The organism is Nocardia cyriacigeorgica (assembly GCF_029868385.1).
Lineage (GTDB): Bacteria > Actinomycetota > Actinomycetes > Mycobacteriales > Mycobacteriaceae > Nocardia > Nocardia cyriacigeorgica_F.
This window is the reverse complement of record NZ_JARWNX010000039.1, coordinates 167641-181536: the sequence shown is the minus strand read 5'-3', so window position 1 is coordinate 181536 and position 13896 is coordinate 167641. Positions and strand designations below refer to the sequence as shown.

General features: G+C 68.9%; 4 protein-coding genes. All 4 read right to left on the bottom strand.

Annotation, left to right across the window (positions count from 1 at the left end; translation table 11 throughout):
• The coding region (locus QH168_RS10180; RefSeq protein ID WP_280234271.1) for a non-ribosomal peptide synthetase at nucleotides 1-8990 on the bottom strand (8990 nt) is incomplete at its 3' end.
• A 515-nt stretch (nucleotides 8991-9505) separates the two neighbouring features.
• On the bottom strand, nucleotides 9506-10879 hold the full coding sequence (locus tag QH168_RS10175) for a GAF domain-containing protein (RefSeq protein ID WP_280234270.1): 1374 nt from the start codon (nucleotides 10877-10879) through the stop codon (nucleotides 9506-9508).
• Between the two features lie 127 nt (nucleotides 10880-11006).
• Nucleotides 11007-12464, bottom strand: a complete 1458-nt coding sequence (mftG, locus tag QH168_RS10170) for a mycofactocin dehydrogenase MftG (RefSeq protein WP_280234269.1) — start codon at nucleotides 12462-12464, stop codon at nucleotides 11007-11009.
• Between the two features lie 22 nt (nucleotides 12465-12486).
• Nucleotides 12487-13887 (bottom strand): mycofactocin biosynthesis glycosyltransferase MftF, encoded by a 1401-nt coding sequence (gene mftF, locus QH168_RS10165; protein ID WP_280234268.1) that lies wholly within the window; start codon nucleotides 13885-13887, stop codon nucleotides 12487-12489.
• Nucleotides 13888-13896 lie beyond the last annotated feature (9 nt).

Below are 13896 nucleotides of genomic sequence, written 5' to 3'. Positions count from 1 at the left end.
AAGTGAGTGATCGTCACCCCCTCCGCCCCGATCAACTCCGCCAAATACGCCGGATCACGATGACCATCCGGCTTCGCCACCACCAACCGCGCACCCACCTGCAACGGCCAGAAAAACTCCCACACCGACACATCGAACGTCGCAGGCGTCTTCTGCAACACCACATCCGAACCACCCAGCCGGTACACCGACTGCATCCACACCAGACGATTCACAATCGCCGCATGCGAAACCCCCACACCCTTCGGCCGACCCGTCGAACCCGACGTAAAGATGACGTATGCCGCGTTGTCGGCGGTGAGCGCACCGAGCCTGTCGTCGTCGGTCAGCGGCGCGTCCGAATAGTCGGAGGTATCGAACTGGTCGACGTCCAGCACCGCCCACACATGCGCATCGCCGGAATCGGGGACCGGCAGATCCAGCCCGTCACCGGACCGAGTGAGCACACACACCGGCCGCGCCGTCCGCAACACCTGCCCGATGCGCTCGACCGGATGCTCCGGGTCCACCGGCACATACGCACCACCCGCGGTGAGCACCGCGTACATGGCGACCACCAGATCCACCGAACGCGGCATGGCCACCGCGACCGTGCTCTCCGGCCCCACCCCGATCGACACCAGCAGCCGGGCCAGTCGGTTCACCCGAGCCGCGAACTCGGAGTAGGTGAGCGTCACACGGTGGCCCGCCGGGGCGTGATCGCCGGGCGACGCGTGGCCGAGCACCGCGGAGTCACTCGACAACAGGTGGTTGGACGACGAGTGGGTGAACATCGCGAGGTCACTCGACAACGAGTGGTCGTCGCCCGACGAGTGGCCGATCATCACACCGGGACCCGACGACAGGTCCTCGCCTGAGGACGAGCGACCCACCATCACCACGCAATCCGACGACAAGGGATCGCCGGACGGCTGGGCAGGTTCGTCGCGGAACGACACCGCGACCGCATGCGGTGTACGCGCCACCTGCGCCTCGAACAGCGACACCAACGTCTGCCCGGCAGGCACCTCGGCCACGGTGCCGTTCCAGGTGTCGAGCACCTGCACCCGCTCGGCGGCGGTCAGCAGCTCGAGGTCGCCCACCGGGCGCTGCGGATCGGCCAGCGCCGCGTCCAGCAACAGCCGCAGCCGGTCGGCGAAGGCGGCGATGGTGGCGGCGTCGAACAGATCGGTCGCGTATTCGAAGACGGCGTCGATACCCGCCGGAGTACCGCCGTCTTCGGTTTCGGTGACCGTCAGGTGCAGGTCGAATTTGGCGGTGCGGGTGTCGATATCGAGTCGGGTCGCGGTGATTCCCGCCAGCTCCAGGCTGGTGGTCGCCGTGTTCTGGACGTCGAGCATCACCTGGAACAGCGGATGCCTTGCCGCCGAACGCGGTGGATTCAACACTTCCACCAACCGCTCGAACGGCACATCCGCATGCGCGAACGCCCGCAGATCACTGTCGCGGACGGCAGCCAGCAGTTCGGCGAAACCGCGGTCGGATCGCACCTGCGACCGCAGCACCAGCGTATTGACGAACATGCCGACCAGATCGTCCAGCGCCGCATCACCACGACCCGCCACGGGTGTGCCGATGGCGATATCGGCCCGGCCCGTCAGGCGCGAGAGCAGGGTCGCGAAGGCGGCGTGCAGCACCATGAACAGTGAGGCGTTCGAGCGGCGGGCCAGCTCACGGATACCGCGATGGGTGGCGGCGTCGATGGTGAACGCGTGCCGTGCGCCGCGACCGGAGGCCATGGCGGGACGCGGCCGGTCGGCGGGTAGATCCAGGACGTCGGGCAGCCCGTCCAGTTCGGTCGACCAGAACCTGATCTGCTGGGCCAGCGGCGAATCCGGCTCGCTCTCGACGCCGAGGATGTCACGCTGCCACAGTGTGTAGTCGGCGTACTGCGCGGGCAGCGGCGACCATTCCGGCGCACGGCCGGTGCAGCGAGCCGCGTAGGCGAGCATGAGGTCGCGGGTGAGCGGCGCGATCGACCAGCCATCGGCGCTGATGTGGTGGATCGACACCAGCAGTACATGATCGTCGACGCCGAGGCGCAGCATCCCGACCCGGACCGGCGGTTCCCGATCGACCTGGAACGCCACTGCGGCTTCGGCGCGAATCCTGGCAGCCAGCTCACCGGGCTCGATCTCGTCGATCTGCCACCGCAGCGCGACCGCGTCTGCCGCAAGCACCTGCTGGCGGGCCACACCGTCCACGGCTGGGTACATCGTCCGCAGCGACTCGTGACGCTGCACCACATCGGCGAGCGCCGCGCTCAGGGCCTGCTGGTCGAGCACACCCGTCAACCGCACCGCGGCCGTGAGATTGTTCGCCACCGACTCCGCGTCGAACTGGTTGAGGAACCACATGCGCTGCTGCGCGTACGACAGCGGCACCACCTCGGGCCGCTCCCCCACGACCAGCGGGCGGCGGGCGCGCGCGGCGCCGTCCGTTGCGGTCAGCCGGGCGGCGAGGGCACCGACGGTCGGATGTTCGAACAGCATCCGCACCGGCACATCGATATCGAGCAGCGCGGCGATGCGGGCCGCGATCTGGGTGGCGACCAGCGAGTTCCCGCCGAGGGCGAAGAAATCGTCGTCCAGGCCCACCCGGTCGACGCCGAGCGTCTGCGCGAAGATCTCCGCCACCGTCTGCTCGGCCCGGCTCACGGGTGCGCGGAAGGTGGCGGCGGTCAGCACCGGATCGGGTAGTGCCTTGCGATCGAGTTTGCCCGAGCTGGTCAACGGCATCGCGTCCACGCGGACGTAGGCGCCGGGCACCATGTACGAGGGCAGTACGGCACGCAGCCTGGCCTCGAGTTCGTGCGCCGGGTCCTCGAGGCCGGTCACCACATACGCGACCAGCAGCTCACCGGCCGCATGCGTGTACACACGCACGGCGGCCGACCGCACTTCGCCCGATGCGGTCAGTGCCGCCTCGATCTCACTGAGTTCGATGCGCTGACCACGCAGTTTCACCTGGAAATCGCTGCGGCCCAGATATTCCAGATCACCGTCCCGGTTCCGGCGGACCAGATCGCCGGTGCGGTACATGCGCGCACCCGCGGGGCCGTAGGGGTTGGCGACGAAACGTCCCGCGCTGAGGTCGGCGCGACCGTGATATCCGCGCGCCATCTGCACTCCGGACAGATACAGCTCCCCGACCACCGTGTCGGGAACCGGGCGCAGCCGTGCGTCGAGGACGAGCACCTGGCCGCCCGGCACCGGACGTCCGATCGGCGCCGAGCCGCTGACCCGCGCCGATACCGGCGCGTGGGTGGCGTGCACGGTGAATTCGGTTGGCCCGTACAGGTTGTACAGCTCGGCCGGACTCACCGCGCCGAAGGCCGCCGCGGCCGCCCCGGTCATGGCCTCACCGGCCACCAGCACCGTGCGCAGCGAGGCCAGCGATTCGGCGGGCGCGGTCTCGGCGAATACCGTCAGCATGGACGGTACGAAGGAGGTCATGGTCACCCGGTGCGCCGCAATGGTCTCGGCCAGATAGGTCACATCGCGATGCCCGCCCGGTTCGGCCACCACCATCCGCGCACCGACCGCGGTGGGCGCGAACAGCTCCCACACCGAGACGTCGAAGGTGGTCGGTGTTTTGAACAGCACCACATCGTCGGCGTCGATACCGTATTCGGCGGTGATCCAGTCGATCTGGTTGACGACGGAGGCGTGCTGCACGGCGACGCCCTTGGGGAGCCCGGTGGAGCCGGAGGTGAAGATGACGTACGCGGTGTGGTCGGGGCGCAGGGGTGCGCGCCGCTCGGCGTCGGTCACCGGATCGGGTGAGTACGGCGCTGATTCACCGTCGCCCACTGTCAGGACCGGTACCGCGGTGTCGGCTGCCCAGGCGTCTCCCGATCGGGTCAGCACGCACACCGGCCGCGCGGTCGCCAGCACCTTTGCGATGCGTGCGGGTGGTTGCTCGGGGTCCAGCGGGACGTAGGCGCCGCCTGCGGTGAGCACCGCGTAGGTGGCGACGACGAAGTCGGCCGAACGAGGTATGCCCAGCGCCACCAGGGTTTCCGGTCCGATACCCGCGGCGATGAGGCGTCGTGCGAGCCGGTTGGCGCGGTCGGCGAGTTCGGCGTAGGTCAGCCGGAGTGCGCCGTCGATGACCGCGACGGCGTGTGGGGTGCGCGCGACGCGGGCGGCGAATGCGTCGAGCAGGGTCGGGCCGTCGGGGATCGGACGGCCGCCCTCGGCGGCCCGGCCCACGATCGAAGGTGCTGCGCTGGAGTCGCGTTCGGCTACGTCCGCACGCACCTCGGTGATGCTCGGCGCGGACAGCCGCTGTGCGAGTGCCGCCCATTCGTCGCCGGTCGGTGCCCGGCCGACGGTCGCGCGCCGTACCGGACGCATCGCGGTCGCATCACCGAGTTCGATCACCCGCTGCTGTTCGGCGGCATCCAGTAGCGGCAGATCGGCGATGAGGAGCCCACCGTCATCGGTGACGGCTCGCAATACGCGCACCAGCAGCCGCGCGTACCAGGCGATCGTTGATTCGTCGAAAAGATCTGTGGCATAGGTGAATTCGGCGGGGACCTCGGTCGGCGCCGGACCTTCCCTGAGTCCGGCCCCGCCGAGGTGATCGGTGACCGTGAGTTGGAGATCGAACTTGGTCACCCCGGCGTCCAGAGTACTGGTCTTTGCCGAGATACCGGGGAGTTCGAAGCTCATGTCGCCCGCGTTGTCGAAGGCGAGCAGCACTTGGAACAGCGGGTGGCGGGCCTGGGAGCGCGGCGGATTGATGGCCTCCACCACCTGCTCGAACGGTAGCTCGGCGTGTCCGAATGCGGCCAGATCGGATGCTTTCACCTGCGCGAACAACTGCTCGACGGTGCTGTCTGCGGCGACGGTGGTGCGCAGCGCGAGGGTGTTGACGAACATGCCGACCAGATCGTCGAGCGCGCGATCGCCGCGTCCGGCGACCGGAGTACCGATCACGATGTCGTCGGTGCCGCCGAGACGCGACAGCAGCGCGGCGAACGCGGTGTGCACCACCATGAAGGGCGAGAGGCGCTGCGCACGTGCGGTTTCGATGATCGCGGCGTACACGTCGGCGGGAATCTCGAATCGGTGTGTCGCGCCGCGCCCGGACGCGACCGCCGGACGCGGCCGGTCGGCGGGTAGCTCGAGCAGATCCGGCGCCCCCGACAGGGCATTGGTCCAGAAGTCCAGCTGACGACCCATCGGTGCGTCCGGGTCGGTGGCCGAGCCGAGCAGATCCCGCTGCCACATGCTGTAGTCGGCGTACTGCACCGGCAGCGGCGACAGCGCCGGTGGCACACCGTCACACCGGGCGGTGTAGGCGGCCATCACATCCCGGGCCAGCACCCGCAGTGACAGTCCATCGGCGGCGATATGGTGCGCGACAACGGCCAGTGCGCAACTGTCGTCATCGACGTCGAAAATTCTTGCCCGGAACGGAATCTCGCGCTCCAGATCGAACCCGGCCGCCGCGAACCGCGCCAGCTCACCCGCCAGTTCCTCCGCGCCGATCGCTTCCGGCCGCACCTCGAACTGCGCGGGCTCCAGCACCACCTGATGCGCCGCCGACCCCGCCGCATCCACACCGGGTGGGGTCGCCGGGAAGACGGTGCGCAGCACCTCATGGCGTTCGACCAGATCGGCCAGTGCGGCGCACAGCGCGGGCCGATCGAGATCGCCACGCAGCCGCAGCACGAACGGCATGTTGTAGCTCGCACTCGTGGCCTCGAACCGGTTGAGGAACCAGATCCGCTGCTGCGCGGGCGAGAGCGGCACATATTCCGGTCGCGGGCGCGCGTACAGCGGCGGGAGCGCGCCGGTGCCGGAGCGTCGCTCGATCAGCTCGGCCAACCCGGCCACGGTGGACGCGGCGAACAACTCACGCACACCGAGGCGGCAGCCGAGGTCGGCGCCGAGCCTGGCCGCCACCCGAGTGGCGATCAGACTGTTGCCGCCGAGTGCGAAGAAGTCGTCCTCGCGGCCGATGCGCTGCGAACCGAGCAGTTCGGCGAACACCCCGGCCACCGCCTGCTCCACCGGGCTCGCGGGTGCGGTGTACACCGCCGCGGCGCGCCGAGGCGCGGGTAGCGCACCACGATCCAATTTGCCGGAGGCATTGACCGGCAGCGCGTCGAGCACCACATAGGCGGCGGGCACCATATAGCCGGGCAGTGCCCGCGCGGCCGCCGCGCGCAGCTGCTCCGCCGTCACGGTGTCCGGCTCGGCCTCCACCACATAGGCCACCAGCTGTTCGCCGACGCCGTGATCATCACGCACCACGACCACCGCGCGGACCACCGCATCGACAGCAGCGAGCACCGTCTCGATCTCGCCCGGCTCGATCCGCAACCCGCGCAGTTTCACCTGGAAATCGGTGCGGCCCAGATACTCCAACTCACCATTGGTCGTCCACCGCACCACATCACCGGTGCGGTACATCCGCTCCCCCGGTTCGGCGCCGTACGGGTGGGCGACGAATCGGCCCGCCGACAGCCCGGGCGCACCCGCATATCCCCGGGCGAGCTGTACCCCCGACAGATACAGCTCACCCGGCGCCCCGACCGGTACCGGACGCAGCCGCGAATCGAGCACATGCAGTCTGGTGTTGAACACCGGTGCCCCGATCGGCACCGAAACGGTGTCGGCATCGCTCACCTCATGGAAGGTGACATCCACCGCCGCTTCGGTCGGACCGTACAGGTTGTGCAGCCGGGCGCCGGTCAGCACCCGTAGCCGCTGGGCGAGTGAGGCGGGTAGCGCCTCGCCGGAAGCGAAGACCGTGCGCAGCGAGGTCTCGGCGCCGATGTCCTGATGAGCCAGGAACACCTCGAGCATCGATGGCACGAAATGTGCGGTGGTGACGCGGTATTCGGCGATCGCCGCACGCAGATAGGCCGGATCGCGATGTCCGTCGGGCTGGGCCAGCACCAGCGTCGCACCCACCTGCAACGGCCAGAAGAACTCCCATACCGACACATCGAAGGTGGCCGGTGTCTTCTGCAACACCACATCGGCCGCGGTGAGCCGGTAGGCGCTCTGCATCCACACCAGCCGGTTCACGATCGCGGCATGCGAGACCACGACCCCCTTGGGTGTGCCGGTAGAACCGGAGGTGAAGATCACGTAGGCCGGATGGGACGGACGCAACGGCGTGGTGCGCTCCCGGTCCCAGATCGGACCCGACGGCCCGGTCGCGTCCTGATCGTCGATGTCGAGCACGGGCACCGAGCCCTCGGCGAGCAGCGGCCGATCCCCTGCGATCAGCACACCGGCGGGCCGCGCGGTCGCCACGATGTGGGCGGTGCGTTCGGCGGGATGATCGGGGTCCAGTGGCACATAGGCGGCCCCGGCGGCGAGCACCGCGTACATGGCGATGACCAGTTCGGGCGAGCGGCGGATATGCAGCGCCACCAGCGTCTCGGGCCCGATACCGCGCGCGATCAACACGCGAGCCAACCGGTCGGCCCGCGCGGACAGCTGCGCGTAGGTCAGGTCCGGCGCTCCGGCGAATCGCAGCGCGACCGCGTCCGGCGTGCGCGCGGCCTGCGCCTGGAACATCGACACCAGCGTGGCCCGCTCGTCCACCGGATGGTCGGTGGCATTCCAGATCTTGGTGCTGACCTCGAGCTCCAGCTCGGTGGCGACCTCGACATCGGCCAGCGGCGCATCCAGTTCGGTGACCAGCAACCGGTCCAGATAGCGAACGAATCTGGTGTGGTGGCGAGCGATATCGTCGGCGGCGTACAGGTTGGGGTTGGCCTCGAAGTCGACGTGCACCCGATCGCGTTCGCCGTAATAGACATTGAGGCTCAGATCCTCCACCGGGCCGGTGGACAGCACGTGGTACTGGCCGGGCGCGGTGCCGAGGGTCAGATCGCTGCGGAACAGCATGATGTTGGCCAGCGGACCGAACAGCGCGCGCCGGGCCGGGCGCCCATCGTGCTCGGCGTCGCGGCGGATGTCCTCGGCCCGGTACCGCTGATGCCGTAGCGCACCCGCCACCTCGACCCGCGTCGCGCGCAGCAGCTCACCCCAGGTGCCGTCGGTCGACAGGCGCAGCGGCACGATATTGGAGAGCATGCCCGCCGACCTGCGCATGACCGCGGTGGTCCGAGCGGTCACCGGCAGGCTGAGCACCGCGTCGTCGCGGTCGGTGAGTCGGCCCAGGTAGGCGGCGAAGGCGGCGAGCAGCACCACCGCGGGGGTCGAATCCTGGCTGGCGGCAAGGGTGTTCATCCGCTCGGTGAGCCGATCGGGCAGCGGCCGCCCGGCGATCAGGTTGGCCGCCGACCGCGGTGCGGTGCGTCCGTCGAGGCTGGTCGGGGCGTCGAGCCCGGCCACCCGCTCGGCCCAGTGTGCGCGATCGGTGCCGAATCTGGCACTGCCGCGATAGGTGTGCTCACCCTCCACCAGCGCCGCAAGGCTGCCGGGCGAGACCGACTCCGCCTCCCGTCCGAGCACACGCGCGGTGTAGCGCTCGGCCACCCGCATGGTGTTGGTGAGCGCACCGAATCCGTCGAGGATGATGTGGTGGGCGCGTAGATACCAGAAATAACGTTCGGATTCGACGCGTAGCAGCGCACCGGCGAACAGGCGATCGTGCAGCAGATCCACCGGCGCACTCGCCTCCGCCCGCATCCATTCCATGGCCGCGGCAACGGAATCGGGATGCGAACGGAAATCGATCACCGGAATGTCGACCGGCAATTCCTGATCGACCCACTGATACGGCACACCGTCGGATTCGCCGATACGGACGAGCACCGATTCGTACTCGCGCGCCGCCGCGGTCGAAACCTCTTGCAACAGTTCGGCGTCCACCGCACCGCGCACATCCACATACTGCGCCACATTGATCGGCACCTCGGGATCGAGCAGTTGGGCGTACCAGACCCCCAGCTGCGCCGGTGCGAGCGGAAACCGGGCCTGCGCGGATGTTCGCACCTGCGGCGGCAGTGTTTCCCGCTGCTGTGCGCTGGTTCCACCCAACTCCGTACCGTGCACCAGAGCCTCCTCGAATGGCGAATTATCGGCTGGCCGAATGCTTTTGGGCAGCACGAATAAGCCTGCGCAACGGGGGTCGGAGTCCCGCGGCGCGGCTGTGGCTACCGCATGAGGTGTCGGCGAATCGCACGCGATGCTCGTCGGGGGAATCGCGTGTATTCGACAGATGTGCGTGAACAGAATCGGTGACCGGTGGGTCACCGCCGTGCCGTCCGGATTCGGCGGGCCGTGCGGGCCGGGCTTTCCGGAGCGGACCGAAGATGCCTAGCTGGTGATCTTTCCTCCACCTTCACTGCCACCGCGGTTTCGATAACGGCGGTATGTCGGATACGTCACATGGATGTCATCCACGTATTGCGAACACTAGGCCAGGTCGAAATAAAAAGGAACTGATTGCTCTAAAAATATCGGACAAGCGTCCAGATAGCCCCCGGTGCGACCGACTCCGGGCAGCCCTCTACCCGCGACCAGCTACGCCTCGCGCATGTGAGCTATCGCACTTTCAGATGGGCAGACTATGAGCCGAAACGTTGCATCTGCGTTGCATCCGCGCCGAGCCGCCGATCGAGCACCCGGATCTTGGCCTCGATCTGGGCGAACAGCGGCGAATCGCGGTCGACGGTCGACCGGTAGGCGACCCAGGCCGACGCGTCGTCGCGCCCCTCCGCAGTCGATGTCCACCGTCGCAGCGCGGCCGGATCACGCGAATCCAGCACCGAGGTCCGCAGCCGAACCCGCAGCTCATCGCGCAGATCGACGATTCCGGGCGCGTTCGAGCGGGGCAGCACCGGCCCCGCGTAGAGCCGCAGGGCCGCGTCCACATCACCGGAGTCCAGCGCGGCGCGCAGGAAATCGATATCGGTGGCCACCGGAACCCGTAACCGGTAGGGCCGTGAGCCGAACACCTCGGGCCCCACCACCGTGCGCAGCCGCGACATGGCGGCGCGGATGGTGCCGTTGTCCAGATCGGTGTCATCGAGCAGCAGGGCCAGATGGTCGGCGCCGAGGCCCTCGGGATGTTCGGTGAGCAGCAGCAGGATCTCGGCATGCCGCTGCGAGAGCGGCACGCGCTTACCGGCGATGCTCAGCTGCGGCTGCCCGAGACCGAGCACATCGAGGCCCAGCCTGCCGCGATCGGGCGCGAGACCGGCCCCTCGATCGCGGGCATTGCCCGCCGGCGCGTGCCGATCGGCCCGCATGACGGTGAGCAGCAGATCCATCTCCGCCGCGGTCGCCGCCGCCTTCACCAGGGCCAGGATCTCCGGCCGCGCCACCCGCACACCACCGGCGATCATCAGCACCCCGACCAGCCTGCCGTCCGGATCGTGCACGGGCGCGGCGGCGCCGGTGAGCTGATGCATACGATGCAGGAAATGTTCGGGACCGTGGATCCAGGCGGCCCGTCCGGTGCGGACCACCATGCCGACGGCATTGGTGCCGATACGGCGCTCGCTCAGATCGTCACCGGCGCGCAAGCCGATCTCGGTGGCGGCACTGACCCGTTCGGCGTCACCGTGTACCGACAGCACCCGACCGAACTGATCGGCCACGACCACGATCAACCCGGTGCGGGCGGCGTCCTCGACGAGAAGTTTGTCGATCAGTGGCATCAGGGCGGCGATCGGATGGGCATCGCGGTAGCGCTGGAGGTCGGCGCCGCGCAGTCCGCGACCGTCGACGACGTCCATCGGATCGATGCCACCGCGAACACTGCGCAACCACGATTCGAGGACCGCGGGCCGCAGTAGACCGGCGAGCCGGGACAGCCGCTCACCACCGGCACCGAGATATCCATGCGCTCGAGCGGCATAGGCTTCCAGTGCACCGAGCTGCGTGCCGGGTTCTACTCCATGCCGCGAGGGGCGACCACCCGCAAGATTGCTGACCATTTGCTTTTCACCTACGACAGACTGTACCGGCGGGTACCGGTAACGACCGGCGGATGGTGAGGTTTGTCCGCCAGGTCACACGCGTCACGCCCATCGGCCCGATGTGAGCCACGCGGCACCCGCGGTGTCAGGTGTCGGTCAGCAGATCGGCGGCTCGTTCACCGATGAGCACCGCCGTCGCCTGCGGCCCACGCCCGAGCGGCACCGGGACGATCGAGAGATCCGCCACCGCCAGACCGTCGATGCCGTGCACGCGGCAGCGCTCGTCGACCACGGCCCGCGCATCGGTGGGCGCGCCCATCCGGCAGGTTCCCGACAGATGTTGTGAGGTGGCCAGGTGCGCCGTCAGCCACTCGTCGGAGACGCTGTCCGGTATCGGCGCGGCAGCCGGGCTCGCCGACATCTGCCGCAGGATCTCCGTCGACAACCGCACCGCGGCACGCAGCTCGTCCCGGTCCCGGCGCTGTTCGAGATAACGCTGGTCGATCATCGGCGGCACGAACGGGTCGGCCGACCGCAACCGCAGCTCACCGGCGCCGTGCGGACGCATCAACGCGATCGCGAACTGCCGCGCCCCCGGCGTGAAAGCCATCGTGTACGGACGGATTTCGATATCACCGAGTTCCAGCACGTATTCGAGCACCATGGCGCGACGATGCGGTGCCGGATGCCGGTAGTCGATACCGATCTCGGGATGATCGGTGCACCATTCGCCGACGGGCGCAGGATGCACAACCGGGATCCCGAGTGCCCGCAGCCGCGCCGGATCACCGATCCCCGACCGCAGCAGCAGTGCCGCCGATTCGATCGCGCCCGCGCACAGCACGATCCGATCGGCGGCGATGAACTCCACCACGCCGTCCCGCAGGCATTCGACCCCGATGGCCCTGGTACCGCGGAACCGGATCCCGGTCACCGGTGTTTCCGCGGTGACGATAAGACCGGGTCGGGCGAGCGCGGGCAGCAGGTACGCCTGCGCGCTGCCCATCCGCAGCGCCGCCCCGGCCGAGCGGTCGATATTGCCGGGCACCGGGCCATAGCCGATCTCGTCCGCGCCGGGCGCGTTCAGATCGGGTATCTCGGCGAATCCGGTCGCCGCGGCGGCCGCGACGAACTCTTCGGTGAGCGGGCTGATCGAGTCCGGGCGGCGCACCGGAACCGGCCCGTCGGCACCGTGACCGGCGCGATCGCCGAAGTCGTGATCGTGTTCGAGTCGGCACAGCGCCGGCAGCACCTCGTCGTAAGACCATCCCGCAGCGCCGATCTCGCGGCTCCATGCGGCGAAGTCGGTGGCGGGTGGGCGCACGAAGTAGCAGCCGTTGACCGATCCAGAGCCGCCGATCACCCGGCCGCGCACGGTGGTCCCGGCGGTGCTCGGGGTCAGTTGGATCGGGTAGTGCCAGAGCAGCGCGTCATCGCCGAGCGGTAGTTCGGTGGCATCGCGCAGACCCGGCGGAAACAGTGCGGGCGAATCCCAGATGGGCCCGGCCTCCAGCAGCCGCACGCGATGAGCCGGATCCGCACTGAGCCGGGCGGCGAGCACACAGCCCGCACTACCGCCACCGACGATGAGCGTGTCCGTCATCCGTTCCGACAGCCGTTCGCGCTCAGCGCGGCGGTGTGGTGGGCTTCAGCGATTCGATGCTGCGTGCCCGCCAGGCGCCGAGCCACAGGCCGGAACCGTAGGCGATATCGTCGACCCGGCGGAAGGCGATGTAGCGGAACGGATCGAGGCCGCCCGCATCGCGGTGGGTGAACCAGTCGGCCAGCCCGTCGGCCAGGGCCATCGTCACCGCGATACGCCGGATCCGCCGCGACGCCACCATGGCCAGCACGGTGACCGGCCAATAATGTCGGCACATGGCCGAGGCCAACCGCCACAGTCCGGCGAAGAATCCGCGGGCCAGATAGATCGCCGCGATCCGGGTCGGATTGTCCAGTTCGCCGAAGACGCGCCGCAATCTGCCGAGCGCCGCCACCAGGGTGAACACCCCGCCGACGAAACCCCAGCGGGTCTGGGTGCCGAACAGCACCGCGGCCAGCATGGTCCACGACGGCACCGACAGTGGAGACACCATGCCCGCATGCCGTGCGCCCAGCGGTGCGGCCCCGGTGCCGTAGAACATCTTCCGGTTGAACCAGGCCCGGAACGACACCCGGTGATCGTGGGCGACATGGGCAGCCGGTTCGTAGCGCAACCGCCAGCCCGCCCGCTCCAGCCGCCAGCACAGGTCCACATCCTCGGCGACGTGCATGGACTCGTCGAAACCACCCTCGGCCAGCAGCGCCCCACGCCGCACCAGCAGCGCCGCGCTCGGCACGTACGACACCATCCCGCGCGATTGCACCGCAGACTCGCGCCTGCCGAGATCCAGCGAGGACCGGGTGTGCTCATAGCGGGCCAGCGCATTGGATTCGGGATCGAGCGCCACGATCCGCGGCGCGACCAACGCCACCTCGGGATCGCTGAAATGCCCGAGCATGACCTCGAGCCAGCCGCTGCGCGGCACCACATCGGAATCCAGGAACGCCACGAACTCGGTTGTCGCCGCCCGCAATCCGGCATTGCGCGCGGCGGCGGGCCCCAGCGCACGCTCATGGCGCAGCACGCTGACCCGGCATCGACCACCGCCCTCCGGCGGCACCCGCACCGGCTGGTCGGAGCCGTCGTCGACGACGATCACATTGTGGCCGCGCAGGGCGGCGAGCAGCCGGACCAGACCGTCGGCGTTGTTGTGCAACGGCACGATGACGGTGACGTCCTCGGGTGAGGGCAGCAGCCGGGGCCGCGGGTTGGCCACCCCGGAATCGAGCAGCCGCCTGGCAACGACGGCAGACTTCGGGCCGTTGACCTCGAGGTACCCGTCGCCGATCATTTCGGCGGCTTCCGGGGCAAGGCGCAGCAACCTCGCGGGTGTTCCTCCGATCAGGATGCGTCCCCCGGAGTATGCGCGTACCCGTGGATCGATCCGCACCCCGAATCCGTCGGGAAGGCGATCATGGCGCATTCCTGGCAT

What these genes read in the sequence shown, in the direction of transcription:
- QH168_RS10175 (WP_280234270.1), bottom strand. Translation starts at nt 10,879, where the DNA reads ATGGTCAGCAATCTTGCGGGTGGTCGCCCCTCGCGGCATGGAGTAGAA.
- mftG (WP_280234269.1), bottom strand. Translation starts at nt 12,464, where the DNA reads ATGACGGACACGCTCATCGTCGGTGGCGGTAGTGCGGGCTGTGTGCTC.
- mftF (WP_280234268.1), bottom strand. Translation starts at nt 13,887, where the DNA reads ATGCGCCATGATCGCCTTCCCGACGGATTCGGGGTGCGGATCGATCCA.